This window comes from Duganella radicis, assembly GCF_009720825.1.
Taxonomy (GTDB): Bacteria; Pseudomonadota; Gammaproteobacteria; order Burkholderiales; family Burkholderiaceae_D; genus Rugamonas; species Rugamonas radicis.
In genome coordinates, this window is sequence record NZ_WNKY01000050.1 from 1 (window position 1) to 26,206 (window position 26,206).

Sequence of the window (26,206 nt, forward strand, 5' to 3'; positions counted from 1 at the left end):
CATGCAGCTTGAAGGATTGCAAAGCTTGAGCGACAATCAGGCCGCACGGCTCTCCGCCGTGATTAACTGACCGGGGACCCAGCCCCTTGAGAATCACATCTCATACACCACGCCTGGGGACACAATCGATTTGAAGATCCCCGGTTCGGGTTCAGCTTGCCACCAACCACCTTTGCCGCAATCGGTTACATGCACAATAAGGTAGACACCATCACCACCAGCCCTATGCTGAAAAAGCTTCCGTTCGAACGCACAATGAACGAAGTGGCGCAACTGCAAGGCATCTTTCAGGAGCAAGGCTGGCAACTTGAGAATGATGCCACCTGGTTTGACCTAAGCCCGCAGGGACGCGCAGACCTGCGCGCCAGGATTCGCCTCGGAAATCATGGATGCTGCAAATGGGTGTCGCTAAGGGCACCAGGGAAATACTCCATGATTTTCCGGCTGCGTTGCGTTGACGACTGTGACAGCAAACTAGGGTTGGACCGCTATCTGATAGACATCAGTATCGGCGAAGACTACCTTGACGAGATCGAGCAGCGTAAGCGCCAAAAAGCAAGCTCTTAATAAAGGGGAATCCCACCACCAAAATCCGGGAGCCGTAAATCACGCGTGTGATTTACGGCTTTTTCGTTTTGGATCAAGCGAATCACAGATCGCCAGCGCGATAATGTCCCTCTCAAGCGGAGGTACATCATGAATGACCGACCTGAACCATGGGACTGGCCCACACCGGTCCAGGACGAAATCTCTCCTGAGGACCTTGCCATGATCGTGCAAGACATGAAAAAGAGTCCTGGATATGAAGAAGCACGCGCGCGCCGAATCACGGCGCTTAAAGAGATCTTCGGCTTGTGGGCCGAACGTACCGACATTCCCAAAGATGGCCTGGAGTACCAACGCATGATGAGGAAAGAATGGGAGTAGTGCTATTCGATACAACATTCTGATTGACGCTCTTCATTCACATCAGGAAGCCCACAACGAACTATCCTCTTGGGGTAATCCGGCAATTAGCGTTATCACATTTGCCGAGATCTACGCAGGCGCCAGTTCCCGTGAAACGCTAAAGATCAAGAAATTCATGGATCATTTCGGGTTTGAAGTGATTCACACGGACGACCTGATCATGATGCTTGCGACTTCGCTGAGACGCGCAAGCGTTCACAATCGGCGCAAGATTGCTTTACCTGACGCCATTATCATGGCAACTGCCCAAGCGCGTCGTCTTTTGGTCATCACACGCAACAAGAAGGATTTCAAGGGCCCCAACGTGCGCGTCCCCTACGAACTGGAGACTGTCACCACCACCCGCGTGGTCAATGTCCGCCCACTGCCCACGTAGGTTTTTTTCCACAATTCATATAGAAAATTTGCGTCGGCCTATACGATGTCGGCATACCAGCGGGCCAAAATAATCACTATCTTGATCGTTTCCACTTTCATCACACAGAGGGAAAACTCTCCCTCATAGATAAACCGGGGCTGCCCGGCCTTTTCCCGCCCCGGCCTTCGGCAAAAAAACGTTTTCCAAACGTATTGCTCACGCAACGCGAAGTGTTTAGTCTTGCTTCTGACAGGTCATCAGACAACCTGCATATCCCAGAACTAATCACTGAGGAAGACATGAAAAAGAAAATACTGGAGACTTTGGTTCCGCTCGCACTGGCGGCCATGTATGCACCTGCGGCAATGGCCCAGGACACGACCAAAGAGCAATCCCCCGCACCTGCGGCAACCGACGATCCCAACACCACCACCATCGTGGTCACCGGCTTCCGTTCCAGCCTGCAGAAAGCGCTGAATCTCAAACAGCAGGCCATCGGCGTGCGTGACTCCATCGTGGCGGAAGACATCGGCAAGTTCCCCGAGGCGAACGTGGCCGAATCGCTGCAACGCGTGCCGGGCGTGATCCTGAACCGCGACGAATCGTCCGGCGAAGGCCAGCGCATCTCGATCCGCGGCCTGCCGACCGAATACTCGGTCACCACCCTGAACGGCGCGCCGGTCAACACCACCTCCACCGCCACCATCGGCTCGGCCGCACGCGGTTTCAACTACGACGTGTTCGCGTCCGAACTGTTCGGTCGGGTGGACTTCTACAAATCGCCGCTGGCCGAGCTGACCGAAGGCGGCCTGGGCGGCGTGGTCGACCTGCAAACCCCGCGCCCGTTCGACAATCCCAAGCGCACCATCCGCTACGGCCTGACCGACACCTACAACACCGCCTCCAAGCACAACGACCCGAACGGCTTCGTGCTGTACTCGAACACCTGGGACAACCTCGGCTTCCTGATCGGCGCCTCGCACTCGGGCAACGTCAACACCCGTTCCGGCTTCGAGGCGACCGGCGGCTACAACAGCTCCGCCAACGGCAGCGCCAGCCCGGTCAAGGGCAACTTCGCCTTGTCGCTGGACTTCGACAGCCCGCTGGCCAATCTGGGCGGCTACACCCGCGCCCAGGTGGCGAATGCCTTCCTGCCGCGTATCTACCGCTTCTACGGCTCGGAAAACGAGCGTACGCGTGACGGCCTGGTGTCCTCGGTGCAGTGGAAAACCTCGACCCTGAACGTCAGCTTCGACACCATGTACTCCAAGCTGGAGAACACCCGCAAGGAACAGCTGTTCGGCATCCTGATCCGCAGCACCGCCACCACCAACCGCAACGCCCCGGTGGGCGCCTCCGGCAACAACGGCCTGATTCCGCTGAACGTGAAGATCGATCCGGCCACCAACCTGCTGACTGGCACCTTCGGCAACACCACCTACAACGCCGGCGCCGGCTACACCAAGGACGAAACCGAGTTCGGCTACGGCGCCCTGAACGCCAGCTGGAAGGCCAGCCCGAAACTGACCCTGAGCGGCCAGGCCAGCCTGAACCAGAGCACCGCCATCAGCGCCACCGGCCAGCTGTCCGGCTACATTTATGGCGCCACCTCCACCATCGACTACGGCGACGACCACGTCTACCCATCGATCTCCTCGCCGACCAGCTACACCGATCCAAACAGCTGGAGCGGCTTCACCATCAGCAGCGGCCGCACCAAGGAGACCGACAAGGGCAAGCAGGCGCGCGTCATCGCCGATTACGACTACGACCTGCCCGGCGGCTGGACCGGCCACCTGAAGACCGGCCTGTCCTACGTCGCCACCATCAAGGGTGTGGACAAGCGCAACGGCACCGCCCTGGCCACGGCCAAGTTGAACAGCATCGGCGCGGCCGGCCTGCGCAGCGCCATGACCTCGCAACTGCCGATCGACAACCTGGACTTCGGCGCCGGCTGGCCGCACAGCTGGGCCACCTGGAACAGCAGCTACTTCTACTCGCAGTTCGATCCGAACGTGTACAACCCGGATTCGACCTTCACCCCGTCGCAAAGCTTCGCGGCGGAAGAGGATGTGAAGACCGCCTTCGCGCAGTCCGACTTCAAGGGCGAGATCGCCGGCCACGAGCTGCGCATCAACGCCGGCGTGCGCTTCTCCAAGACCGAGACCAAGATCGACAACTTCAAGCAGAAGGGCACCAGCCTGGTCTACTCGCCGAACCATGAGCAAGGCTCGTACAGCAATGTGCTGCCGGCCATCAGCAGCGCCTTCGACGTGACGGACAACCTGATGTGGCGCGCCTCGTGGGGCAAGACCATCACCCGCGCCTCGCTGTCCATCATCGCCGCGCAGACCGTGATCCCGAACCAGTTCGACACCACCGCCACCTCGGGCAATCCGAACCTGCGCCCGCAGCAGTCGAAGAATCTGGACACCAGCCTGGAATGGTACTTCCAGCCCGGCAGCATGCTGTCCGGCGCGCTGTTCCAGAAGAAGTTGACCGACGCCACCGTGGCCAACACCCGCGTGGTGAGCTTCGCCTCGCTGGGTCTGCCGGATACGGCGCTGGGCCCGCTGTTCCAGGACGCCAACGGCCACGTCGATCCTAACCTGCCGATGACGCTGAAGACCTACACCAACGCCGGTGAGCAAACGCTGAAGGGCTATGAGCTGGCTTACCAGCAGGCCTTCAGCTTCCTGCCGGCGCCATGGAACGGTCTCGGTGCGCTGGCCAGCTACACCCACATCAATCCCTTCAACAGCGTGCCTTGGGTGACCAATGCGGGCAAGGTGATCGATGTGAACTCGGTGCCGAAATACGCCTACAGCACCACCGTCTACTTCGAGCAGGGCCCATGGGCGGCGCGCATGTCCTACAACTACAAGGACAAGTCGCTGCATCCTGACAGCCCGCGCAACCTGGGTGACGATTTGATCCGCTGGCGCGCGGGCCGCGGCTACCTGGACGCCAACATCAGCTATAAGATCAGCGACAAGCTGGAGCTGCGTCTGGATGCGCTTAACCTGAGCAACACGCTGGCGTATGATTACTTCGAAGACGCCAGCGGCAAATACGGCAGCGGCAAGAAGACCCGCATGGACTACGCGAAGTATGATGGCCGCACCATCAAAATCGGCTTGAGGGGGAAACTCTAAACCATGATGAAACGACTCTACGCCGCCGGCTTGCTGGCGGCTAGCTTGGCCGGCTGCGCTTCGGCGCCGCCGGCAGTCGACACCTCCGAACAGGAGGTGGTCGGCATTATGAACAAGGTGAACAACTACTGGCAGCAGCGCGAGCCGGCGCAGAAGTGGGCGTTCTGGGATATCGCCGCCTACCACACCGGGAACATCGAAGCGTACCGCATCACCGGCAACAAGGCCTGGCTGAAGTACTCGCAGGACTGGGCCGCCCACAACGACTGGCAAGGCGCCAAGTCCACCGACAAATCCAAATGGAAGTACCAGTACGGCGAGACCGACGAGCATGTGCTGTTCGGCGACTGGCAGATCTGCTTCCAGACCTATGCCGACTTGTACCAGCTCGATAAAGATCCGAAAAAAATCGCCCGCGCGCGCGAGGTGATGGAGTACCAGATGAGTACTCCCAACAAGGATTACTGGTGGTGGTCGGACGGCCTGTACATGGTGATGCCGGTGATGACCAAGATGTACAAGATCACCGGCAATCAGCAGTACCTCTCCAAGCTGAGTGAATACTTCGACTATTCCAACAGCATCATGTGGGACAAGGACGCGCAGCTGTACTACCGCGATGCGCGCTACGTCTATCCCAAGCATCAAAGCGTCAACGGCAAGAAGGATTTCTGGTCGCGCGGCGATGGCTGGGTGTTCGCCGGCCTGGCCAAAGTGCTGCAAGACCTGCCGCTGAACGATCCGCACCGCACCGATTTCCTGGTCAAGTACCAGCAGATGGCCGAGGCCTTGAAGAAGGCGCAAACGGAAGATGGCTACTGGACCCGCAGCCTGCTCGATCCGCAGCACGCGCCGGGACCGGAGACCAGCGGCGCCGCCTTCTTCGTCTACGGCTACCTGTGGGGCATCAATAACGGCTTGCTGGACCGCGCGGAATACCTGCCGGTGGTGCGCAAGGGCTGGCGCTACCTGAGCCAGACCGCGCTGCAAGCCGACGGCAAGATCGGCTACGTGCAGCCGATCGGCGACCGCGCCATACCGGGACAGGTGGTGGACCAGAATTCGACCACGGCCTTCGGCGTCGGCGCCTATCTGCTGGCGTCCTCCGAGCTGGTGCGCCTGCTGCGTCAATAACAACGGAGACTGAATGGAACGACGTAATTTTATCCAGGCACTCGCCGCCGGCGCCGCAGCCGGTGGCATCACGGCGGCGCAAAGTGCTGCCGCCGCTACGGCCAACGCGGCCAACACGGCCGGCGCTGGCCCTGGCGTCAGTGGCGCCGAAGCCCGTGCCCAACTGGCCGCGCTGGCGCAAAAAATGTCCGAGCCTGTGCTGACCAACATGGCCGCCGGCACGCTGAAAAAAAACTTCGCGCTGGAAGTCAGTCCCACCTGGGATGGCCGCGACAAAGGCGTGGCCTACCTTGAATGCTTCGGCCGCCTGATCGCCGGCATCGCGCCGTGGCTGGCCTTGCCCGACGACGGCACACCGGAAGGCCGCACCCGCAAGCGCCTGCATCAACTGGCGCTGCAAAGCTACACCAACTCGGTCGACCCGGCCAATCCCGACTACCTGTCATGGAAAGTCCACGGCCAGACGCTGGTGGATTCGGCCTACTTCACCAACGCCCTGATACGCGCGCCGCAAGCGCTGTGGGACCCGCTGGACGCCAGGACCAAGCAGCGCATCATCGCCGAAATCAAATCCCTGCGCCGCATCGAACCGCCCTACATCAACTGGATGCTGTTCGCCGCCATGAACGAAGCTTGGCTGATGTCCATCGGCGAAGAATTCGACCCGCTGCGCATGAACGTCGCCATCCGCAAGATCAACGAATGGTACGTGGGCGACGGCTGGATCAAGGACGGCGAGGCCTTCCACTTCGATTACTACAACGCCTTCGTCATGCACCCGATGATGGTGGAAATCCTCGACGTGCTCGATGCGAAAAAAGGCGCGTTCTGGAATGGCAAGCCGGAAGAGCTGCGCGCACAAGCCATCAAGCGCATGCAACGCTACAGCGAGCACCTGGAGCGCTTCATCGCCACCGACGGCAGCTTCCCGCCCATCGGCCGCTCGCTCACCTACCGCACCGCCGCCTTCCAGCCACTGGCGCTGCTGGCGCTGCGCAAGCAGCTGCCGCAAAGCCTGCCCGAAGGCCAGATCCGCGCCGCGATGCACGCGGTGCACAAGGCGGTGTGGAACGCCCCATCCAATTTCACCAAGGACGGCTACCTGACCATCGGCTTCGTCGGTCACCAGCCGGAGCTGGGTGACTGGTATTCCAACAACGGCAGCATGTACATCGCCTCCGCCAGCCTGCTGCCGCTTGGCCTGCCGGCCAGCGACAGCTATTGGACCGCACCGGCACAGGACTGGACCCAGAAAAAAGCCTTTGCAGGCGCCCGCTTCCCTAAAGACTATCCAGTGAACTACTAATGACGATCAAATCCATCTCCCGCCGCCGCGTGCTGCGCGGCGCAGGCGCAGCGGCTGCCGCAACCGTCGGCAGCCTGATGCTGCCACTGTCCGCACAAGCCGCCGCCCGCTTCACCATCAGCGACACCGATTTCATGCTGGACGGTCAGCGCCTGCAAATCCGCTGCGGCGAAATGCACTTCGCCCGCGTGCCGCGCGAATACTGGCAGCATCGCCTGAAAGCCATCAAGGCCATGGGCCTGAACACGGTCTGCGCCTATCTGTTCTGGAACTACCATGAATGGCGCGAAGGCCGCTTCGATTGGCAAGGCCAGCGCGATGCGGCGGAGTTCTGCAAGCTCGCGCAGCAGGAAGGCCTGTGGGTCATCCTGCGTCCCGGCCCGTATGCCTGCGCCGAGTGGGAAATGGGCGGCCTGCCATGGTGGCTGCTGAAGCAGCCCGGCGACGCCTTCCTGCGCACGCGCGATCCCAACTTCGTCAAGCCGGCCAGCCGCTACATGAAGGAAGTCGGCCGCGTGCTCGGCCCCATGCAGATCACCCACGGCGGCCCTATCCTGATGGTGCAGGTCGAGAACGAGTATGGTTTCTTCGGCGAGGATCTGGACTACATGCGCGGCATGAAGCAGATGCTGGTGGACGCCGGCTTCGACGTGCCGCTGTTCCAGTGCAACCCGACCAATGCGGTGGTCAAGTCGCACATCGACGGCTTGTTCAACGTGGCCAACTTCGGCAGCGATCCGATGACCGGTTTCAAGGCGCTGGACCAGGTGCAGAAAGGTCCGCGCATGTGCGGCGAGTACTACTCCGGGTGGTTCGACACCTGGGGCGCGCCACACCGCCGCGGCTCGGCCGCCGGCGCGGTGGCGGACATCCAGGCCATGTTGAAGGTCAACGGCTCGTTCTCGCTCTACATGGCCCACGGCGGCACCAGCTTCGGCCTGTGGGGCGGCTGCGACCGCCCCTTCCGTCCCGACACCAGCAGCTACGACTACGACGCGCCGATCAGCGAGGCCGGATGGACCGGCGAAAAATTCGCCGCCTACCGCGACGGCATCAAGCCCTTCCTGCAAGCCGGGGAAACGCTGCCGCCCGCGCCGGCGCCGAATCCGGTCATCGCCATCAAACCATTCACGTTGAAAGAATCTTGCGCGGTGGCCGCCGCGCTGCCGGCGCAGGCCATCCGCGCCGTGTCGCCGCAACCGATCGAGCAGTACGACATCAGCCGCGGCGTGGTTTCCTACCGCGTGACGCTGCCCGCCGGCCCGGCCGGCACGCTGGAGGCGGCCAAGGTGCGCGACCTGGCGTGGGTCAGCATCGACGGCAAGCAAATCGGCACCATGGACACGCGCCACCGCCGCTTCAACGTCGACATCCCGGCGCGCAGCAAGCCGGTGACGCTGGAGATCCTGCTGTACACCATCGCCCGGGTCAACTTCGGCGTCGAGATTCATGACCGCAAAGGCCTGCACGGGCCGGTGCGCTTCAACGGCCAGCCGCTGGAGAACTGGGAAATCCGCGCCATCGATTTCGACGCCGACGGCGTGCTGCCGCCGCTGACATGGAAGACCGGCCGCACCCAGGGCGCCGCCTTCTGGCGCGGCGGCTTCGACGTTGCGCAAACCGGCGACACCTTCCTCGACATGTCCGGCTGGGGTCAGGGCATCGTCTGGATCAATGGCCGCTGCCTCGGGCGCTACTGGAGCATCGGCCCGACGCAGACCATGTACCTGCCCGGCCCGTGGATCAGGCAGGGCCGCAACGAGGTGGTGGTGCTGGACCTGACCGGCCCGCGCACCGCGCGCATCGAAGGCGTGAAGGCGCCTATCCTCGACAAGCTGCGTCCGGAGCTGGACCTGGCGCGTCCGCCGAGCAAAGTGAAGCCGGCGCTGGAGGGCGTCAAGCCGGCGCACGAAGGCGAATTCGCGCAGGGCTCCGCCGTGCAGGACGTGCTCTTCGCGCAGCCGGTGAAAGGCCGCCAGTTCTGCCTTGAATCGCTGGACGCCTTCGACGGCAAGCAGTACGCCGCCGTGGCCGAACTGGCGCTGCTGGGCACCGATGGCAAGCCGCTCAACCAGTCCAACTGGACCATCGCCTACGTCAGCAGCGAGGAGTTCACCAAGGAAGACGGCGGCGCCCTCAACGCCATCAACGGCCAGGCCTCGGACTTCTGGCACACGGCCTACAGCGGCAAGGCGGCAACCGCGCCGGGCGCCAAGCACCCGCACCGCCTGATCATCGACCTTGGCAAGGACGACGTGGTGGCCGGCATGCGCTATACGCCGCGCCAGGGACCGGAAGGCGTCACCGGCCGCATCAAGCACTATCGCGCCTACGTCGGCGCGGCGCTGGTGAAAGGCTAAACCTCGCCCTTGCGCCCGGCCACCTGCCGGTACTGGCTGGGCGTGAGGCCGGTGGTGGCCTTGAATTGACGGGTGAAGGCGGAGTGGTCGCCGTAGCCGCAGGCCTGGGCGATGTCGGCCACGCTGGCATCGCCGTTCAGCATGCGCGAGGCGGCGTCCACCCGCGTCTGGATGATCATCTGGCGCGGCGTTAAATGGAAGATGCGCAGGAAGTAGCGCTCGATCTGCGCCACCGACATATTGGCGATGCGCGCCAGCTCCGGCAGCTGCAAGGGCTGGCCGTACTGTTCATGAATCACGTTCACCGCCGCCGCCACCTTGCGGTAGGCGGGATTCTTTTTGTCCGCCATCGCCAGATCGCGCGAGATGCCGGTCAGGCCGATGATGCGGCCTTGCGCATCGCGCAGCGCGGTCTTGCGCGTCAGGCACCAGCCGGGATCGCGGTTGGGATACAGGTGCAGTTCCAGCTGGTCTTCGATGTCGGCATCGCCGGCCAGCACCGCCATGTCCTGCGCCAGATAGGTCTGGCCGAACGGATGGGCAAACACCTCGGCCGGCGTGCGCCCGATCAGCGCCGACTTGTGCCGCTGGCCGCAACGCTGGACCAGCGTCTGGTTGACCACCACATAGCGCCCGCCGACATCCTTAACGAAGAACACCACATCCGGCAAGGCATCGAACAGCCCCTCGGCAAAGAACGGGTCGGCGATTTGTGCGCCGATCGCATGGCGCATGCTGTCAGTGTCTTTATGCATGCGGCCCATTGTGCACCATTATGCAGATTTCGTCACCCATCGTGCGCAGACGGTGCAAGACATGGCGCGGCGCCCGGCCTAAGATTTATAGCATGAAAACCATCTCCATCATCGATTCCCACACCGGCGGCGAACCTACCCGTCTGGTGACCGAAGGCGGCCCGGACCTCGGCAAAGGCCCGCTCAGCGAGCGGGTGGCCACGCTGCGCGCGGAGCATGACAATTTCCGTTCCGCTGTGGTGTGCGAGCCACGCGGCTCGGATGTGCTGGTGGGCGCACTGCTGTGCGAACCCTGCGAACCCGATTGCGTGGCTGGCGTTATCTTCTTTAACAACGTTGGCTATCTGGGCATGTGCGGCCACGGCACCATCGGCCTGGTGGCGTCGCTGGCCTTCATGGGCCGCATCTCGGCCGGCCGTCACCGCATCGATACGCCCGTGGGCGTGGTGGAAGCGGTGCTGCACGACGATGGCAGCGTCACCGTGGACAACGTGGCGTCCTACCGCAGCCGCGCCGCCGTCACCGTCGACGTGCCGGGACATGGCGCCGTCACCGGCGACATCGCCTATGGCGGCAACTGGTTCTTCCTGGTGGCCGATCACGGCCTGGAACTGGGTGTGCGCAACGTGGAAGCGCTGACCAGCTACACCGTAGCCGTGGCGCAGGCGCTGGCCGACCAGGGCATCACCGGCGACAATGGCGCGGTCATCGACCATATCGAGCTGTTTGCCGATTCGCGCACCGGCGCCGACAGCCAGAGCTTCGTGCTGTGCCCCGGCAAAGCCTACGACCGCTCGCCATGCGGCACCGGCACCAGCGCCAAACTGGCCTGCCTGGCCGCCGACGGCAAGCTGGCGGAAGGCGCGATCTGGAAGCAGGAAAGCGTGATCGGCAGCGTGTTCGATGGTTCCTACCGCGTGCGCGACGGCCAGCTGCTGCCGAGCATCCGCGGCAAGGCCTGGGTCAACGCACAGGCGCAGCTGATCCTCGATCCGACCGATCCATTCGTCTGGGGCATCCGTTGATCAATGCCGACGTGATCGTCGTTGGCGCCGGCATCGTCGGCGCGGCGTGTGCGGACGCGCTCAGCGAGCGCGGCGTGCGCGTGGCGGTCATCGAGCAGGACATCCCGGGCGGCGGCGCTACCGCCGCCGGCATGGGTCACCTGGTGGTCATGGACGACAACGCCGCCGAACTGGCGCTGTCGGCCTATTCGCTGTCGCTGTGGAAGGATCTGGTGGGCGACCGCCCGCAGCGCCACGAATACAGCGGCTGCGGCACCATCTGGGTCGCCGCCGACGAAGAAGAAATGCAGGCGGCGCTGGACAAGGCGCAAACACTGTCCGGGCACGGCCTGCTGTGCGAGGTACTGACGCCGGCCGCGCTGTACGCGCGCGAGCCGCAACTGCGCGCCGGCCTGGCCGGCGGCCTGCTGGTGCGCGGCGATGGCCTGGTGTATCCGCCCAAGACCACGCGCATCCTGCTGGACCGGGCGATGCGGCGCGGCGCCGTCACCAAGCGCGCCATCGTCACCGCGATTGAGGATCACGCCGTGGTGCTGAGCGACGGCAGCCGTCATCTGGCGCAGCACATCGTGCTGGCGGCCGGCGCCCGCTCGCGCACGCTGCTGCCCGAACTGCCGATCGAACCCAAAAAAGGACATTTGGCCATCACCGACCGCTATCCCGGTTTTGTGAAGCACCAGCTGGTGGAGCTGGGCTACATCAAAAGCGCGCACGCCTCCAGCGGCGATTCGGTGGCCTTCAACTTGCAGCCTCGCCCTACAGGGCAGATATTGATCGGCTCCTCCCGCCAGTTCGACACAATCGATCCGGCGGTGGAGCCGACCATGCTGCAACGCATGCTGCGCCACGCGGCCAGCTTCACGCCGCAACTGGCGGAACTGAACATCATCCGCACCTGGACCGGCTTCCGCGCCGCCACGCCGGACGGCCTGCCGCTGATCGGCCCCAGCGCCGCCAGGCGCGGCTTGTGGCTGGCCACCGGCCACGAAGGACTGGGCATCACCACCTCGCTGGCCACCGCGCAACTGCTGGCCGCCCAGATACAGAATGAAACCACGCGCATCCCGTTTGCGCCTTACCTGCCGGGGCGCTTCCATGACTGACGCACTGGTCACCCTCACCATCGATGCGCGCAGCATCCGCGTCCACTCCGGCGTCACTGTGGCCGCCGCCATCGCCATGGCCGGCAACAGCGTCACCCGGCGCTCGGTCAGCGGCGCGGCGCGCGCGCCATTGTGCGGCATGGGCATCTGCCAGGAGTGCCGCGTCACCATCAACGGCCGTCCGCACCAGCTGTCGTGCCAGACCTTGTGCGCCGACGGCATGCAAGTAGTCACCGCCAGCGAGGGCGTGGCATGAAGCACTACGATATCCTGATCGTCGGCGCCGGCCCGGCCGGGCTGGCGGCGGCGCATGCGGCCGCCGCGCAGGGCGCGCACGTCGGCATCATCGACGACAACCCGCTGGCCGGCGGCCAGATCTGGCGCGGCGGCCCGGACCTGCAAGCCGACGCGCGCGCGCCGCGGCTATGGCAAGCCTTGCGCGATGCCGACAACGTCGAATTCATGCCGCGGACGCGCGTGATGTACGCGCCGGAGCCCAATCACCTGCTGGTGCAAACACCGGAAGCGGCGCTCACGCTGCACTACAAGAAACTGATCCTGGCCACCGGCGCGCGCGAGCGTCTGCTGCCCTTTCCCGGCTGGACGCTGCCCGGCGTGACCGGCGCCGGCGGCCTGCAAGCGCTGTCCAAGGGCGGCTATCCGCTGGAAGGCAAACGCGTGGTGGTGGCCGGCAGCGGCCCGCTGCTGTTGGCGGCGGCCGCCACGTTGAAAAACAAGGGTGCGCAGATCGTCGCCATCATCGAGCAGGCGCGCATGCCGTCGCTGCTGCGCTTTGGCGCCGGCCTGCTGGCGACGCCGTCCAGGATCACGCAACTGTTGCAACTGACGACGCAACTGAGCGGCGTGCCTTACCTGCACAACAGCTACGTGCACTCGGCGCACGGCGACGGCTCGCTGCAATCGGTCCAGGTGCAGCGCGGCGGCGCGCGCGACCAGGAAACCCTGCAATGCGACTTCCTCGCCTGCGGCTACGGCTTGCTGCCGAACGTGGAACTGGCACAGGCGCTGGGCTGCGCCACCGGCAGCGTCCATGGACAGGTGGCGGTGACGGTGGATGAATGGCAAAAAACCTCGGTGCCCGACATTTACTGCGCCGGCGAAGGCACCGGCGTGGGCGGCGTCGACCTGTCGCTGGCCGAAGGCCGCATCGCCGGCCTGGCCGCCAGCGGGCAGATGACACAGGCGCAGCAAGCGTTTTCCATCCGCGCGCGCTGGCGGAAATTCGCCGCCCGCCTGGCGCGCGCCTTTGTGCTGCGTGAGGAAGTGCGCACGCTGGCCGGCGACGACACCATCGTCTGCCGCTGCGAAGACGTCTGCCACGGCGAGCTGCGCACCCACACCGGCTGGCGCAGCGCCAAGCTGCAAACCCGCTGCGGCATGGGCCCGTGCCAGGGCCGCATCTGCGGCGGCGCCACCGAGATCCTTTATGGCTGGCGTCCGGACGCGGTGCGCATGCCGATCTCGCCGACGCGCATCTCCAGCATCATCGATTAAGAACGCTTGATGGTCGAGCCGCGCAGTATCAGTTGCGGCTCGATCATGGTGGTGGTCGACGGCGCCTTGCCGTCGATGGTGGCGATCAGTTTTTCCATCGCCGCCGCGCCCATGCGCTCGCTCTGCAAATCGACCGTGGTCAAAGGCGGGGAAGTATATAAACCGTATTGAATATTATCGAAGCCCGCCACCGAAATATCTTCCGGCAGCTTGAAGCCCAGGGTCTGCGCCGCTTTCATGAAGCCCAGCGCCATCAGGTCGTTGTAGCAGATCAGCGCATCGGGATGCTCGGCGCCCAGCATGATGGCCGAGCAAACGCGCTCGCCCTCGGCCGACGTCGGCGCCTCGCCTTCATGAATGGTCAGCTCCAGTCCCTGCGACGCCAGGCATTCGCGGATACCGCCCAGCCGCTCCTCGTCGCGGCGCGAGCGCGGGAAGCTCAGGTAGGAGATGCGCTTGTGACCCAGCGATACCAGATGGCGCGTCAGCATGTAGGCGCCGCGGTGGTCGTCGCTGATCACCCACGGGATCTCCAGCCGGTTCAAACGGCCGAAGAACACCAGCGGCTTGCCCAGCTCCGTCATCCAGTCCATTTCCGATTCCAGCATGCGTGAGAACACGATCATGCCATCCACCCGGCGGCTCAGCGCTTCCAGCAACGGCCGCTCGCGGCCCGGGTTCTCTTCCGTATCGACCAGCAGCAGCGTGTAGCCATGCGCCAGCGCCACGCGGTTGGCGCCCTTGACGATGCTGGTGAAGTGCGGATTGCTGACGTCCAGCACCGACAGGCCGATGCTCTTGGTGCGGCCGGTGATCATGGACGCCGCCAGCGGATTGGAACGGTAGCCCAGCTTGGCAATCACTTCCGTGATGGTCGCCTCCACCGCCGGCGAGAACCGCTGCGCGCCGTTGACGAACTTGGAGACGGTGGCAGTCGAAACCCCGGCGGCGGCGGCCACGTCACGGATGGTTGCTACATTTTTTTTCATGTTCAGACGGTCGGGATGCGTGGCGGCGGCTGCGCCAAAGCGACAATCTTATCATGACGGCATGACCAACCTAGTCGGCGGCAAAGCTAAAACTGGTGCGGGAACGGTACACCTGCCCCGGATACAACGCCGTGCCGGGGAAATTGGCGTGGTTGGGACTGTCCGGCAGGTGCTGGGTTTCAAAGGCGAAGGCGCCGTAGCGCTGGTAGGCCACGCCCTCGCTGCCGGTCTCGCCGCCATTGAAGCCGTTGACGGTGTACAGCTGCACCGACGGCTCGCTGGTGCTGACCTCCATGCGCAGGCCGCCGCCCCACACCGTCGCCACCGGCGCGTAGGCGCCGTCCGGCTTGGAGAAGACCAGGCTGTGGTCATAGCCGCCCGGCACCGACGGCAGGCGGTCGTGCACGCTGGCGGCCTGGCGGAAATCGAACGGCGTGCCCGCCACGTCCAGCATCGCGCCGGACGGAATGCGCATGGCATCGGTTTCCAGATAGCGGTCGGCGGCGATCCGGAAGCGGTGGCCTTCCAGCGTGTTGGCGGCCGCGCCGGCCAGGTTGAAATAAACGTGGTTGGTCAGGTTGTGCACCGTCGGCGCCGACGTGCGGGCCTCGTACTCGATGCGGAATTCGTCACTGTTGCGCAACAGGCGGTAGGTGACGCTGATGTCCATCGCGCCGGGGAAGTTCTGGTCGCCGTCGGGACTGTGCAGGCGGTAGATGGAACCCAGCGACTCGGCCTCGTTGAAATCCTCGCGCCGCCATACGCGCTTGTCGTAGGGGGCGGGGTCGCCGTGGATGGCCATGCCGCGGTTGTTGGGGACCAGCTGCACGGTCTTGCCGTCCAGCGTGTAGCGCGCGTTGGCGATGCGCCCGGCGTAGCGGCCGATGATGGCGCCGTAGCGGCCGCGCGTGCGCTCGAACGCCGCCAGGTCGGGCAGCGACAGGATCACGTTGCGGCCCGCCACCTGCGCCTGGATCAGCGTGGCGCCGTAGTCGATGTAGGCCAGCCGCATGCCGCGCGCGTTTTCCAGCGTGACCTTTTGCACCGGCTGGCCGGACTGCGTGACGCCATAGGCCTCGGCGCGGATGCCGCTGGCAGCCGTGGCGCAGGCGGAGGCCGCGAGCAACGCGGCCAGTAGCGTCAGGCGCTTCACAGGTCGGTGATTTCCTTGTGGCGCGGCACCAGCGCCTTCATCACCACCCACGCCGCCAAGTAGGCCAGCGCACAAATGGCGAACATGATCATGTAGCCGGTGCCGATATCGTTGACCTTCTTGTAGTAGTCGAACACCCAGCCGCCCAGCTTGGTCAGCGCCACGCCGCCGATACCGCCGGCCATGCCGCCGATGCCGATCACCGAGGCCACCGATTTTTGCGGGAACATGTCGGACACGGTGGTGAAGATATTCGCCGACCAGGCCTGGTGCGCCGAGGCGCCCACGCCGATCAGCAACACCGGAATCCAGTAGCTGATCGCGCCCAGCGGCTGCGCCAGCAGCACCACCAGCGGCACAAAGGCGATCATCAGCATGGCTTTCATGCGGCCGTCGTACGGCGCATAGCCGCGCGACATGAAGTAGCTCGGGAACCAGCCACCGCCGATCGAGCCGACCATGGTCATGCTGTACAACACGGCCAGCGGAACCACGATGGCTTCGCCCTTCATGCCGTATTGCGCCGACAGATAGGTCGGCAGCCAGAACAGGAAGAACCACCACACGCCGTCGGTCATGAATTTGCCGAAGGCGAAGGCCCAGGTCTGGCGGTATTTCAACAGCTGGAACCACGATACTTTTTTGGCCGGCTCGCCGGCGCTGGCAGCCACCGGCACCGGCGCGTCGCTGCGGATGTAGGCCAGCTCGGCGGCCGACAGGCGCTTTTGCTGTTCCGGCTTGTCGTACAGCCACAGCCAGACGCTCATCCAGATAAAGCCCAGCATGCCGATCATGATGAAGGCGGCCTGCCAGCCCCAGATGGCGGCCAGCACCGGCACCGTGATCGGCGCCAGGATGGCGCCGACGTTGGCGCCGGAGTTGAAGATGCCGGTGGCGAAGGAGCGTTCCTTTTTCGGGAAGTATTCCGCCGTGGCCTTGATGGCGGCCGGGAAGTTGCCGGCCTCGCCCACCGCCAGCACCGCGCGCGAAATCATGAAGCCGACGATGGACGGCGCCACCGCCAGGCCGAACAGCGCCACCGTGGCCTGGCCCACCGGCACCGAGGCGGCATGCAGCAGCGCGCCCAGCGACCAGACGGTGATCGCCACCACGTAGGCGGCCTTGGTGCCGATCTTGTCGACCACGCGGCCGGCGAACAGCATGGAAATCGCGTAGACAAACTGGAAGGCGGCGGCGATGTTGGCATAGTCGGTATTGCTCCAGCCGAATTCCTCCGACAGGGCCGGTGCCAGCAGACTCAGGACCTGGCGGTCCAGGTAGTTGACGGTGGTGGCAAAAAACAACAGGGCGCAGATGGTCCAGCGGTATTTACCGACAGACTGGGCCACCGCTTGCGCATTGACGGGCTCGCTCAGGTTCATGGCATCACTTATTTTGTGTTGTTGGTGATGATCTCTCGGTCTCCACGAGATCATATGTAGTCGTATGTCATCGTACAACCATAAAAGTCCAGAAGCAAGCAGAATCAACTGCTTGCCTTGCCGCTGTTGTACGACGACTTACTTGGTTTTTACCAAAATCAAAGCAATCAGGCTGATCAGCGCGGCACCCGACAGATAATAGCCCACGTACTGCAAGCCGAGGTTGGTCGCCAGCCAGGTGGCGGCATACGGCGCCAGCGAGGCGCCCAGGATGCCGGCCAGGTTGAAGGTCAGCGAGGCGCCGGTGTAGCGCACCTCGGCCGGGAACAGCTCGGACAGGATGGTGCCCAGCGGGCCGTAGGTCAGGCCCATCAGGCCCAGCCCCACCGACAGGAAGATGGTCACCTGCACCGCGTCGCCGGAGCCGAACATCGGCGCCATCGCCAGGCCGAACACGGCGATCGCGGCCGAGACCCAGATCAGGGTGGTGCGGCGGCCCTTGCGGTCGGCCCAGATGGCCGAGAACGGAATCGTCAGCGCAAAGAACAGCACCGCGAACAATTGCAGGATCAGGAAGTTCTGGCGCGAGAATTTCAGCGCGCTGGTGCCCCAGCTCAGCGCGAACACCGTCATCAGGTAGAACAGCACGAAGGTGGCCAGCGCGATCAGCGTGCCCAGCAACAGCGCGCGGCCGTGCTCGTGCCAGACGGTCAGCACCGGCACTTTGACGCGTTCGTTCTTGTCCAGCACTTTCTGGAAGTCCGGCGTTTCATGGATTTTCAGCCGGATGTACAGGCCGACGATCACCAGCAGCGAGCTGGCCAGGAAAGGGATGCGCCAGCCGTAGCTGAAGAATTCGGCGTCGCTCAGCATCTGGCTCAGCAGCAGGAAGATGCCGCCCGACAGGAAGAAGCCGATCGGCGCGCCCAGCTGCGGGAACATGCCGTACCAGGCGCGCTTGCCCGGCGGCGCGTTCTCGGTGGCCAGCAGCACCGCCCCGCCCCACTCGCCGCCCAGGCCCAGGCCTTGGCCGAAGCGGCACAGCGCCAGCAGCGCCGGCGCCAGCGTGCCGATCGCGGCGTAGGTCGGCAGCAGGCCGATCACCACGGTGGACAGGCCCATGGTCAGCAGCGCCGCCACCAGCGTGGCCTTGCGGCCGATGCGGTCGCCGAAGTGGCCGAACACGGCCGAACCGACCGGGCGCGCGAAGAAGGCGATGGCGAACGTCGCCAGCGATTGCAGGGTGGCGGCGGCGGGATCGCTGGCCGGGAAAAACAGTTTGGGGAACACCAGCACGGCGGCGGTGGCGTAGATGTAGAAATCGAAGAACTCGATCGTGGTGCCGATCAGGCTGGCAAACAATACCGTGGCCGCCGAATTGGTCTTGGGCTGACTCATGCTGGACGCTCCTGCTGATGGTGGTGTGCGGGCCATCATACACACCACATTGCAGGATTGCCAAGCTTGCCAAGCTTGTCTAAGCGTCGATTTGCGCAAACGCCGCGGAGATGTCGTCCGCTTTCAACGGCCGCACCAGGCGCGCCACTTCCTGGCCATCGCGCAGGAAGATCAGCGTCGGCCACAGCTTGACGCGGAAGGAGCGCCCCAGCGGCCGGCCGGGCCCGTCCTCCACCTTGTAATGGGCGACTTGGTCGTGGCCGTGGAAGGCTTGCTCCAGCGGCGCCTGGGCCGCCATGCAGTGGCCGCACCAGTTGGCGCCGAACTCCAGCAGCAGCGCGCCCTGGGTGGCGTCGATCTCGGCGCGCTGCGGCGCCTCGGGGATGTAGCGTGTCTTCATTTTCTGACCTGTTTGCAGGGATCGTCGCGCGTTTGCGGCGCCACGGTCTGGATACTGTCATAGCGGCCGCCGTTATCGCCGCCCTCGATAAAGCCGACGCTGCGCACCTTGAGCGCCGGCGCCGCCTCGTGCAGCCAGTAGCCGACGCCGATGTCCTTGCGCACATGGCCGTTGCCGGCGATGAGCACGACGTCGCGCGGCAGCTGGTCGCGGATGATCCTGGCCATCCAGATATCGCGCGCCACCTGGGCGTTGACCATGCCGCCCACCATCATCTCCGGCAGCATATCGCAATGGCCGGTGACGATTTCCCTCTGCTGGGCGCTGATCAGCGCGGTGGGCAGCGGCTGGTCCAGCTTGTAATCCTTGACGCCTTGCGGGTCGAAGCTGGAGGCCACGCCGTCGCGCACCACACGCGAGGCATCGGCGCGCGACAGGTTGCCCGCCACCAGCGGCAGCTGGTAGGTGAGCGCCAGCTGAATCACAGGATAATACAGTTGCCAATCCCAGCGCGCACCGCCGGCCACCCGGATCACGCACTGGGCGTCGAGACAGCCTTTTTGCGCCTTGTTCAGCAAATCCTGGTTTTCGCGGTCGAACTGCTCCATGACGAGCGACGGCCGCCAGCCGGCTTCCACCCGCTGCCGCAGCAGCTCATAGCGCAGCTTGTGGCCCTGGGCATTGTCGTGCACTTCGCCCAGCAGCAAAACCTGGGGATTGGCCGCCTCCAGCAGCCCCGGCGCAAGGGTGGCGGCCGGCTTGCCGCCGCTGGCGCAGCCGGTTGCCAGCGCCGCCGCGGCCAGGCCCAAAGTCAATCGAATTCCGGGCTTATATGTGGAAATCATCTGATAGTCGCAAGTGTGCATAGAATTCAGTTGTTGTAGGGCTGGAGTTCATCTGCGCCACTGGCAAACTGCCGGTGGGTGTTGCTGCGACGCAAAAATCCGTTGTCACCAAAGAAAAAGACATGGCAAATTACTACTGGATATGGTTTAATAGCAGAACGGTAGCAAGTGTTAGTCGTTTGCGCCGTGGATTTTACAATGTGTGCATTAACCCGGCCTTAACTTCCTGTCTAAAAAAAACCATGCAGGAGTGTATCGTGAAAGTTTTGTCCTTGATCTCAACCGCATTACTTGCCCTCAGTCTCGCCGGCGCCGTACAGGCCAAGCCTGTCGCGCCTGTTACCAATAGCAATGTTGCACCCGCAACAATCGTACTCGCACATTGCGAGGAAAAAGACCCTGCACCATGTAGCATCAGCAGCAACGCGCCTGCCGCCAGGAACAGTGAAGCGGATCAAACCGCTTTGCCGCCGGCAGACCCGCAGCAGTCCGCCAACGATCCGGCTACGCCGGTACCGGAACCACAAACCTTCGTCATGTTGATGCTGGGTTTGGTTGTGCTCGGTTTCGCTTCGCGCCACCGTCAGGGCTCGGAAAAATTCACAGACGAATAAACTTTTCCAGCCTGGTCAAAAAATATCCCGCTCATGAAGCGGGATTTTTTTACAGGCAGACGCCTCGGATATTGCTCAGCGCCACGCCATGCACGATGGCGCGCAATACGCAGCCCAGCTTGTGCCAGCCATCCTCGGTGCCGACGATGGACAACAACACCAGCGCCACACCGACGGCCAGCAAAATCAGCAGGCCTTTGATCGCTTGTTTATCCATTCATTGATTGTAGCCGCTCAGACATGCAGGCGGGCATCGGCGTGCAGGGTGGTGTCATCGGCCGGCGTCACGCAGGGCATGCGCAGCACAAAGCTGGCGCCCTGCCCCAGCACGCTGGACACGGTGATGCTGCCGCCAAACTGCTTGGCGATCAGGTTGAACACGATGTTCAGCCCCAGCCCGGTGCCGCCCTGGCCGCGCCGCGTGGTGACGAAGGGGTCGAACACCTTGTCCAGCATGTCGGGCGGAATGCCCTTGCCATTGTCGGTCACCTGCATTTCGATCCAGTCGCCCTGCTGCGCCACGCCGATCGTGATGCGGCCCTCGTCCTCCGGCTCGAAGGCGTGCTCGACGCAGTTCAGGGTCAGGTTGGTGATGACCTGCGCCAGCGCGCCCGGATAACTGTCGAGCATGATGTCCGGCGGGCAGGCGATGTCGACCGTGATGCGGGTTTTCTTCAGCTTGGGCTGCAGGCTGGACACCACCTCGTTGATATAGTCGCGCAATTCGAAGCGGCGGCGCGCCTCGCTGACCTGGTCGACCGCGATCTGCTTGAAGCTGTGGATCAGGTGGGCCGCGCGGTAGGCGTTGTTCATGATCAGGCGCGTGCTTTCGGAGGCGGTCTCCAGGTAACGCGTGATATCGGATTTCTTGATATTGCCATCCTGGACCGAGGCCTGCACCTTCTCGGTGGCCTCCATCAGCACCGAGGCGCTGGTCAGGGCGATGCCGACCGGCGTGTTGATCTCATGCGCCACGCCGGCCACCAGACCGCCCAGCGAGGCCAGGCGTTCGGCCTGCAACAGCGATTCCTGGGTGCGGCGCAAATCGTCCATGGCCTTGGCGGTGGCCTGCGCCGATTTGCGCGCCTCGTCCTCGGCCTCGCGGATGCGCTGGATGTTGGATTTGATCTTGCGCTGGATGGCGTTGAAGCCGCGGATCACCTCGCCCAGCTCGTCGTGGCGGCTGTCCGGCAACTCCTCCACCTCGTCGCTGCCGCGCGTGGCCAGATCGAACAGGCCGTCGCGCAGGCGCTTGAGCGGATCGAACACAATCCGCAGCGACAGCGCCAGCGCCGCCACCAGGATCAGGTCCAGCAGCAGCACCTCGGTGACCTTGCGCCGCACCTCGGCCGCCAGCGTGGCGTCGATTTGCGCGCGGCTGAAATTGACCACCACGCGGCCGACGATCACCGGCTTGAGCGCGGCGCCGGCCGCGCCGGAATCGCGGTAGGCCAGGTCGGCCACCACCGGCGTGCCGCCGACGGCGGCGTCGTTCTCGATCGACGTGATGGTGCCGTTCTCGTTGCGCAGCTTGCCGGAGAACAGCCCGACCGAGGTGTCGTAGACGCGGATGGAGACCAGCTCGGGCGGCATCATCTCGGCCGCGACGATGTTGTCGACCTTGGCCTTGTCGAGGTCCCACAGGGCGGAGGGCAGGCTGGTTTGCAGGCGCGTCAGCACGCCCTCGCGCAGGCGCTGGCTGCTGACCTCCAGTTCGTGGCCGAGGCTGTATTGCGCGTAGGTGCCGGAGATGCCCAGCACCAGGGTCACGATGACCACGAAAAGCAGCGTCAAGCGGCCTTGAATCCCAAACATCTAGCGATCTCCCGACAACATGGATTTGACGGCAACGCCCCAATGTACGGTATGGGCTGCGTCTTGGCAAGACAATGGTAATATCAGGAAATATAGTTCAGGATGCAAGCAGGAGGCGGCATGACAGGCAATTATCATCAACTGACGCTGGCGGAGGTGCGGCCGGGCATGGCGCTGTCCGACGTGCTGCTCGACGCGCAGGGCAATGTGCTGCTGCCGCAGGGGACGGTGCTGACCGAGGCCATGCTGGCGCTGATGCCGCGCCACGGCATTTCGGTGCTGCCGATCGCCCGCGAGGAAGTGACGCCGGAAGTGGTGGCGGCCACGCTGCAACACCACCAGGCGCGCCTGGACCATCTGTTCCGCAAGAACGATCCCGACAGCGGCAGCGACTGGGCCACCGCCACCCTGCGCCGCTTTGTCACCGATTTCCGCCTGGGCGCGGAGGAGGCGCCGCAACATGAGTAACACCACGCTCAGCTACGATGATGTGGTCCGCACGCTGGACGACCTGCCCTCGCTGCCGGCGGTGGTGATGGAGCTGCTCAACAGCATCGACCAGGACGACGTCGACATCTCGGTGCTGGCCAAAAAGGTTTCGCACGACCAGGCGCTGACCGCCAAGACCCTGCGCCTGGCCAATTCCTCGCTGTACGGCTTGCAGGTCAAGGTCACCACCATCCAGCAGGCGATCACCTATCTCGGTTTCCAGACCACGCGCAACCTGATCACGGCGGCGGCCGTGACCGGCTGCTTTGCCGAAGGCCATTGCCCCGGCTTCGACCACAAGGCGTTCTGGCGCCACTCGATCGCCACCGCCGCCTGCGCCAAGGTGCTGGCGCGGCAGATGCGTTTCAACCAGGATTACGCCTTCACCGCCGGGCTGCTGCACGACATCGGCCGGCTGGTGCTGGTGTCCTGCTTCCCGGAGCAGTACGCGCAAACCATCGCCTGGCGCGCGCAGCACGACTGTTATCTGCTGGACGCGGAACGGGCGGTGCTGGGGGTCGACCACGTCGACGCCGGCCTGGCGCTGGCGGAACACTGGAATTTTTCGGACACGATGCGCCTGGCCATCGGCGGCCACCACGATCCCGAGGCGCCGGGCGCGGGATTCCTCGCGGCCATCATCCATGTGGCCGACGCTATCGTGCATGCGCTCGATCTGGCGCGGGTGCAGGACGATCTGGTCCCGCCGGTCTCTACCGTGGCCTGGACTGCGCTGGGCCTCGATGAGGAAATTTATCTGCAACTGTTCCGCGAGACGGAGTTGCAATATGAAGAAATCTCGATGGTGCTGCTAACCTGAAGTGGCGGCCTGCCGGACCGGGTTCACACTCGACACGGCAGGCGCGTGCGCAGCGCGCGCATCAATGATGGGCCGCGTTTCCGGCCTGCTGGGCCTTGTCGGTTGCCGGACGGTCTTCAGGCTTCGGGCGGCCCTGGGCGTCGGACAGGCGGTACTTGGTGCGGCGGTCGCCCATCAGGTCGCGCAGGTCGCGGATGCTCATGCCGGTCACTTCGTGCATGCGGATCAGCAGCGAGGCGCCGACCGGCAGGCGGTGGTGGCGGATCTTGCTGATGACCGGCGGCGCGACTTCCAGCAGACGCGACAGCGCGGCATCGTTTTTCAACTGCATCTTGCCCAGCAAGATATCCAGCAGGTGGTTAGGGTTGTAGCTTTCCTGAGAAGCGAGTGCATGATGTGCCATGATTTTCCTCGTTGGTTGGGGTGAACAAATAGTGCTGGTTTGAACTTAAGCAAAACTTAGCGTTCCGAATTGCCATTCGTGCAAGATACCAGCATGCACCGCGCTAAGATTGTTCGGCATCAATCAGAAGCTAGAAACCTTAGCAACAATGCTATTTCATCACATGGGACCGGAGGATGGCGCACGCAAGAAAACTACAGGAAACAAACGGGGGAAATCAGGCGGTGGTGTCGATGTTGCGTCCCAGCGTTTTCTGGCTGTCGCGGCGCTGGGTATCGGCTTTTTTGTCGGCCTGCTGGGCGGCGCGGCGGTCGGCGGCGGCGGCCTCGTCGTTGGCGCGGGCCTGGTTGCGGGTGGTTTCGGTGTTTTGCTCGACGCGGCGGCGGGTGGCGGCCTCGTCCTTCCCGGCGCGGTTGTCCTGTTGGGCGCGCCGGGTCTCCGCAGCCTGCTCGCTACGCTGCTCGGCACGGTTGGCGCGGGTTTCGCGCAGATTGGTTTGCACCGGGTCGGGCCGCGGCGCGTTGGTGACGTTGATGGCCATACCTCTACTGTAGAGCAAAGGCGCTATCGACGGCAAATTACGATAAACTATCGCCTGTGCCGATCGACGGCCCTCTCTCCTAAAGCACGCCATTGAAAACCAAGACCCCAGTCCAGCCGCACTATTTCGTCCCCGAGCCGCTCGATAACGCGCGCCTGGCCCATTTGTGCGGCCCGCTCGACGAAAACCTGCGCCAGATTTCCGCCGCGCTGGACGTCACCATTTTCCGCCGTGGCGACAAATTCATCGTCAGCGGCCACAACGCCGAACGCGCGGTCGAGATCCTCGACCATTTCTACGCCATCGCCAACAAGATCGTGCCGATCGAGGAGGTGCAACTGGCATTGGTCGAGCAGCGCGCCAGCATGCACGCCGACAATATCGCCGCGCTGGCCCCGGCGCCGGCCGCGGACGACGCCGCGCCGGCCGCCCGGCCGCGCAAGGTGGAGCCGGTGCCGGCGGTCGAGATCGACATCAACAGCCCGGTGCTGAAAACCCGCCGCGCCGACCTGCGCGGCCGCACGCCGCACCAGATCCGCTACCTGCGCAACATCCTCGAACATGACATCAGCTTCGGCGTCGGCCCGGCCGGCACCGGCAAGACCTACCTCGCCGTCGCCTGCGCGGTCGACGCGCTGGAGCGCGACGCCGTCAAGCGCATCATCCTGACCCGACCGGCGGTGGAGGCCGGCGAGCGCCTCGGCTTCCTGCCGGGCGACCTGTCGCAAAAGGTGGACCCGTACCTGCGCCCGCTGTACGACGCCCTGTACGACCTGCTGGGCTTTGACCGCACGCAGAAAATGTTCGAGAAACAGGTGATCGAGATCGCCCCGCTGGCCTACATGCGCGGCCGCACCCTGAATCATGCCTTCGTGATCCTGGACGAGGCGCAAAACACCACGGTCGAGCAAATGAAAATGTTCCTGACCCGCATCGGCTTTGGCAGCAAGGCCGTGGTCACCGGCGACGTCACTCAGGTCGACCTGCACAAGAGCCAGAAAAGCGGCCTGGTGGACGCCATCCAGGTGCTGAAAGAAGTGCGCGGCGTGGCCTTCAGCCACTTCACCAGCGAAGACGTGGTGCGCCATCCGCTGGTGGCGCGCATCGTCGACGCCTACGAAACCGCCCACAACCACGAAGCGGAAATCGCTCCCCTCCTCAAAGCCACGGCGCTCAAAAATGTCCGCAAAAAATAAACTGACGCTGTCGGTGCAGTACGCCGATCCACGCCTGCAAGCAACGATTACCCGTCCCAAAATCCGCAAGTGGGTGCAAGCCGCCCTGTTCGCGCCGGCCGAGCTGACCATCCGCTTTGTCGACGCCGGGGAAGGCCGGACCCTGAACCGCGAATACCGCGGCAAGGACTACGCCACCAACGTCCTGACCTTCGCCTACAACGAAGGCGAGGAAGCGCTGCCGGAAGACGCGCCCACGCAAGCCGACATCATCCTCTGCACCGACGTGCTGGAGAAGGAGGCGGCCGAGCAAAAGAAAACCGTGGAAGAACACACCGCCCACCTGATCATCCACGGCGTCCTCCACGCCCAGGGCTACGACCACGAGGACGACGAGGAAGCCGCCGAAATGGAAGGCATCGAAACCGACATCCTCGCCGAACTCGGCTACGCCGATCCGTACGCCGCCTGAGCCGTCGTGTCGGCGCCAGCGCCGGCGCGG

The 26,206-nt window shown here is 64.0% G+C and carries 27 protein-coding genes; 16 read left to right on the forward strand and 11 right to left on the reverse strand.

Translation table 11 applies throughout. From position 1 onward, the window contains the following. The first annotated feature begins 156 nt into the window (after window positions 1-156). The 7 genes from GM676_RS26810 to GM676_RS26840 all read left to right on the forward strand — a co-directional run bounded on the left by GM676_RS26810 (window position 157) and on the right by GM676_RS26840 (window position 9,282). Window positions 157-567: a hypothetical protein gene (locus tag GM676_RS26810; protein WP_155467266.1), complete on the forward strand. Its 411-nt coding sequence runs from the start codon at window positions 157-159 to the stop codon at window positions 565-567. A 129-nt stretch (window positions 568-696) separates the two neighbouring features. Next, window positions 697-927 (forward strand): SGNH/GDSL hydrolase family protein, encoded by a 231-nt coding sequence (locus GM676_RS26815; RefSeq protein WP_155467267.1) that lies wholly within the window; start codon window positions 697-699, stop codon window positions 925-927. A 22-nt stretch (window positions 928-949) separates the two neighbouring features. After that, the gene (locus GM676_RS31625) at window positions 950-1,345 is read left to right on the forward strand and encodes a PIN domain-containing protein (protein WP_371866386.1); all 396 of its coding nucleotides are present in this window, start codon (window positions 950-952) and stop codon (window positions 1,343-1,345) included. A gap of 281 nt (window positions 1,346-1,626) precedes the next feature. Continuing rightward, the gene (locus GM676_RS26825; protein ID WP_155467269.1) at window positions 1,627-4,482 is read left to right on the forward strand and encodes a TonB-dependent receptor; all 2,856 of its coding nucleotides are present in this window, start codon (window positions 1,627-1,629) and stop codon (window positions 4,480-4,482) included. A 3-nt stretch (window positions 4,483-4,485) separates the two neighbouring features. Next, window positions 4,486-5,616 carry a glycoside hydrolase family 88/105 protein gene (locus tag GM676_RS26830; RefSeq protein WP_229262883.1) on the forward strand — a complete coding sequence of 377 codons (1,131 nt, stop codon included), beginning with the start codon at window positions 4,486-4,488 and terminating at the stop codon, window positions 5,614-5,616. Window positions 5,617-5,629: 13 nt separating this feature from the next. Then, window positions 5,630-6,922: a DUF2264 domain-containing protein gene (locus tag GM676_RS26835; RefSeq protein WP_155467270.1), complete on the forward strand. Its 1,293-nt coding sequence runs from the start codon at window positions 5,630-5,632 to the stop codon at window positions 6,920-6,922. After that, window positions 6,922-9,282 carry a beta-galactosidase gene (locus tag GM676_RS26840; protein WP_155467271.1) on the forward strand — a complete coding sequence of 787 codons (2,361 nt, stop codon included), beginning with the start codon at window positions 6,922-6,924 and terminating at the stop codon, window positions 9,280-9,282. Before GM676_RS26835 ends, GM676_RS26840 begins: the two co-directional genes overlap by 1 nt. On the opposite strand, the gene GM676_RS26845 is transcribed toward GM676_RS26840, so the two are convergent. Continuing rightward, the gene (locus tag GM676_RS26845) at window positions 9,279-10,016 is read right to left on the reverse strand and encodes an AraC family transcriptional regulator (RefSeq protein WP_371866387.1); all 738 of its coding nucleotides are present in this window, start codon (window positions 10,014-10,016) and stop codon (window positions 9,279-9,281) included. The genes GM676_RS26840 and GM676_RS26845 overlap by 4 nt on opposite strands. A gap of 113 nt (window positions 10,017-10,129) precedes the next feature. Between GM676_RS26845 and GM676_RS26850 the strand changes: the two genes are divergently transcribed. From GM676_RS26850 to GM676_RS26865, 4 genes are read left to right on the forward strand one after another with little or no spacing between them, the layout of a single operon-like run. Then, window positions 10,130-11,062: a 4-hydroxyproline epimerase gene (locus tag GM676_RS26850; RefSeq protein ID WP_155467273.1), complete on the forward strand. Its 933-nt coding sequence runs from the start codon at window positions 10,130-10,132 to the stop codon at window positions 11,060-11,062. After that, window positions 11,059-12,165 (forward strand): NAD(P)/FAD-dependent oxidoreductase, encoded by a 1,107-nt coding sequence (locus tag GM676_RS26855; RefSeq protein WP_155467274.1) that lies wholly within the window; start codon window positions 11,059-11,061, stop codon window positions 12,163-12,165. Before GM676_RS26850 ends, GM676_RS26855 begins: the two co-directional genes overlap by 4 nt. Further along, window positions 12,158-12,421 carry a (2Fe-2S)-binding protein gene (locus GM676_RS26860; protein ID WP_211923295.1) on the forward strand — a complete coding sequence of 88 codons (264 nt, stop codon included), beginning with the start codon at window positions 12,158-12,160 and terminating at the stop codon, window positions 12,419-12,421. The genes GM676_RS26855 and GM676_RS26860 overlap by 8 nt, the downstream gene beginning before the upstream one ends. Continuing rightward, entirely contained in the window at window positions 12,418-13,680 is a 1,263-nt protein-coding gene (locus GM676_RS26865; RefSeq protein WP_155467275.1) for an NAD(P)/FAD-dependent oxidoreductase, read from the forward strand. Before GM676_RS26860 ends, GM676_RS26865 begins: the two co-directional genes overlap by 4 nt. Here GM676_RS26865 and GM676_RS26870 read toward each other — a convergent pair. The 6 genes from GM676_RS26870 to GM676_RS26895 form a co-directional block, all read right to left on the reverse strand. Further along, complete coding sequence (locus tag GM676_RS26870; RefSeq protein WP_155467276.1) at window positions 13,677-14,669, reverse strand: LacI family DNA-binding transcriptional regulator; 993 nt, start codon at window positions 14,667-14,669, stop codon at window positions 13,677-13,679. The two genes, GM676_RS26865 and GM676_RS26870, sit on opposite strands and share 4 nt — an antisense overlap. Before the next feature lie 70 nt (window positions 14,670-14,739). Next, window positions 14,740-15,822 (reverse strand): aldose epimerase family protein, encoded by a 1,083-nt coding sequence (locus GM676_RS26875; protein WP_170304367.1) that lies wholly within the window; start codon window positions 15,820-15,822, stop codon window positions 14,740-14,742. Continuing rightward, window positions 15,819-17,204 (reverse strand): MFS transporter, encoded by a 1,386-nt coding sequence (locus GM676_RS26880; protein WP_155467278.1) that lies wholly within the window; start codon window positions 17,202-17,204, stop codon window positions 15,819-15,821. Before GM676_RS26880 ends, GM676_RS26875 begins: the two co-directional genes overlap by 4 nt. 138 nt (window positions 17,205-17,342) lie before the next feature. Then, window positions 17,343-18,602: an MFS transporter gene (locus tag GM676_RS26885; protein ID WP_155467279.1), complete on the reverse strand. Its 1,260-nt coding sequence runs from the start codon at window positions 18,600-18,602 to the stop codon at window positions 17,343-17,345. 79 nt (window positions 18,603-18,681) lie between these two features. Beyond that, a complete protein-coding gene (locus GM676_RS26890; protein WP_155467280.1) occupies window positions 18,682-19,002 on the reverse strand; it encodes a thioredoxin family protein in 321 nt (106 codons plus the stop codon). After that, complete coding sequence (locus GM676_RS26895; protein ID WP_229262885.1) at window positions 18,999-19,817, reverse strand: ChaN family lipoprotein; 819 nt, start codon at window positions 19,815-19,817, stop codon at window positions 18,999-19,001. The genes GM676_RS26890 and GM676_RS26895 overlap by 4 nt, the downstream gene beginning before the upstream one ends. 104 nt (window positions 19,818-19,921) lie before the next feature. Between GM676_RS26895 and GM676_RS32675 the strand changes: the two genes are divergently transcribed. After that, window positions 19,922-20,461 carry a PEP-CTERM sorting domain-containing protein gene (locus tag GM676_RS32675; RefSeq protein WP_371866385.1) on the forward strand — a complete coding sequence of 180 codons (540 nt, stop codon included), beginning with the start codon at window positions 19,922-19,924 and terminating at the stop codon, window positions 20,459-20,461. Window positions 20,462-20,510: 49 nt separating this feature from the next. Here GM676_RS32675 and GM676_RS31630 read toward each other — a convergent pair whose 3' ends face one another. After that, the gene (locus tag GM676_RS31630; RefSeq protein ID WP_170304368.1) at window positions 20,511-20,678 is read right to left on the reverse strand and encodes a hypothetical protein; all 168 of its coding nucleotides are present in this window, start codon (window positions 20,676-20,678) and stop codon (window positions 20,511-20,513) included. A 17-nt stretch (window positions 20,679-20,695) separates the two neighbouring features. Continuing rightward, the gene (locus GM676_RS26905; RefSeq protein WP_155467282.1) at window positions 20,696-22,276 is read right to left on the reverse strand and encodes a sensor histidine kinase; all 1,581 of its coding nucleotides are present in this window, start codon (window positions 22,274-22,276) and stop codon (window positions 20,696-20,698) included. A gap of 120 nt (window positions 22,277-22,396) precedes the next feature. On the opposite strand from GM676_RS26905, the gene GM676_RS26910 reads away from it, so the two are divergent. Together GM676_RS26910 and GM676_RS26915 are read left to right on the forward strand one after the other, a co-directional pair. Further along, window positions 22,397-22,744, forward strand: a complete 348-nt coding sequence (locus GM676_RS26910; protein ID WP_155467283.1) for a hypothetical protein — start codon at window positions 22,397-22,399, stop codon at window positions 22,742-22,744. Next, complete coding sequence (locus GM676_RS26915) at window positions 22,737-23,585, forward strand: HDOD domain-containing protein (RefSeq protein ID WP_155467284.1); 849 nt, start codon at window positions 22,737-22,739, stop codon at window positions 23,583-23,585. The genes GM676_RS26910 and GM676_RS26915 overlap by 8 nt, the downstream gene beginning before the upstream one ends. 61 nt (window positions 23,586-23,646) lie before the next feature. On the opposite strand, the gene GM676_RS26920 is transcribed toward GM676_RS26915, so the two are convergent. Together GM676_RS26920 and GM676_RS26925 are read right to left on the reverse strand one after the other, a co-directional pair. After that, complete coding sequence (locus tag GM676_RS26920) at window positions 23,647-23,988, reverse strand: hypothetical protein (RefSeq protein ID WP_155467285.1); 342 nt, start codon at window positions 23,986-23,988, stop codon at window positions 23,647-23,649. Between the two features lie 217 nt (window positions 23,989-24,205). After that, window positions 24,206-24,529 (reverse strand): hypothetical protein, encoded by a 324-nt coding sequence (locus GM676_RS26925; protein WP_155467286.1) that lies wholly within the window; start codon window positions 24,527-24,529, stop codon window positions 24,206-24,208. A 92-nt stretch (window positions 24,530-24,621) separates the two neighbouring features. Between GM676_RS26925 and GM676_RS26930 the strand changes: the two genes are divergently transcribed. Then, the gene (locus GM676_RS26930; protein ID WP_155467287.1) at window positions 24,622-25,725 is read left to right on the forward strand and encodes a PhoH family protein; all 1,104 of its coding nucleotides are present in this window, start codon (window positions 24,622-24,624) and stop codon (window positions 25,723-25,725) included. Further along, complete coding sequence (gene ybeY / locus GM676_RS26935; protein ID WP_155467288.1) at window positions 25,709-26,176, forward strand: rRNA maturation RNase YbeY; 468 nt, start codon at window positions 25,709-25,711, stop codon at window positions 26,174-26,176. The genes GM676_RS26930 and ybeY overlap by 17 nt, the downstream gene beginning before the upstream one ends. Window positions 26,177-26,206: the final 30 nt, after the last annotated feature.

Bases quoted from the DNA above. Each gene is read 5' to 3' on its own strand.
- GM676_RS26815 (WP_155467267.1), top strand. From the start codon at position 697: ATGAATGACCGACCTGAACCATGGGACTGGCCCACACCGGTCCAGGAC.
- GM676_RS26825 (WP_155467269.1), top strand. From the start codon at position 1,627: ATGAAAAAGAAAATACTGGAGACTTTGGTTCCGCTCGCACTGGCGGCC.
- GM676_RS26830 (WP_229262883.1), top strand. From the start codon at position 4,486: ATGATGAAACGACTCTACGCCGCCGGCTTGCTGGCGGCTAGCTTGGCC.
- GM676_RS26835 (WP_155467270.1), top strand. From the start codon at position 5,630: ATGGAACGACGTAATTTTATCCAGGCACTCGCCGCCGGCGCCGCAGCC.
- GM676_RS26840 (WP_155467271.1), top strand. From the start codon at position 6,922: ATGACGATCAAATCCATCTCCCGCCGCCGCGTGCTGCGCGGCGCAGGC.
- GM676_RS26845 (WP_371866387.1), bottom strand. From the start codon at position 10,016: ATGCGCCATGCGATCGGCGCACAAATCGCCGACCCGTTCTTTGCCGAG.
- GM676_RS26850 (WP_155467273.1), top strand. From the start codon at position 10,130: ATGAAAACCATCTCCATCATCGATTCCCACACCGGCGGCGAACCTACC.
- GM676_RS26860 (WP_211923295.1), top strand. From the start codon at position 12,158: ATGACTGACGCACTGGTCACCCTCACCATCGATGCGCGCAGCATCCGC.
- GM676_RS26865 (WP_155467275.1), top strand. From the start codon at position 12,418: ATGAAGCACTACGATATCCTGATCGTCGGCGCCGGCCCGGCCGGGCTG.
- GM676_RS26870 (WP_155467276.1), bottom strand. From the start codon at position 14,669: ATGAAAAAAAATGTAGCAACCATCCGTGACGTGGCCGCCGCCGCCGGG.
- GM676_RS26880 (WP_155467278.1), bottom strand. From the start codon at position 17,204: ATGAACCTGAGCGAGCCCGTCAATGCGCAAGCGGTGGCCCAGTCTGTC.
- GM676_RS26885 (WP_155467279.1), bottom strand. From the start codon at position 18,602: ATGAGTCAGCCCAAGACCAATTCGGCGGCCACGGTATTGTTTGCCAGC.
- GM676_RS26890 (WP_155467280.1), bottom strand. From the start codon at position 19,002: ATGAAGACACGCTACATCCCCGAGGCGCCGCAGCGCGCCGAGATCGAC.
- GM676_RS31630 (WP_170304368.1), bottom strand. From the start codon at position 20,678: ATGGATAAACAAGCGATCAAAGGCCTGCTGATTTTGCTGGCCGTCGGT.
- GM676_RS26905 (WP_155467282.1), bottom strand. From the start codon at position 22,276: ATGTTTGGGATTCAAGGCCGCTTGACGCTGCTTTTCGTGGTCATCGTG.
- GM676_RS26910 (WP_155467283.1), top strand. From the start codon at position 22,397: ATGACAGGCAATTATCATCAACTGACGCTGGCGGAGGTGCGGCCGGGC.
- GM676_RS26915 (WP_155467284.1), top strand. From the start codon at position 22,737: ATGAGTAACACCACGCTCAGCTACGATGATGTGGTCCGCACGCTGGAC.
- GM676_RS26920 (WP_155467285.1), bottom strand. From the start codon at position 23,988: ATGGCACATCATGCACTCGCTTCTCAGGAAAGCTACAACCCTAACCAC.
- GM676_RS26925 (WP_155467286.1), bottom strand. From the start codon at position 24,529: ATGGCCATCAACGTCACCAACGCGCCGCGGCCCGACCCGGTGCAAACC.
- ybeY (WP_155467288.1), top strand. From the start codon at position 25,709: ATGTCCGCAAAAAATAAACTGACGCTGTCGGTGCAGTACGCCGATCCA.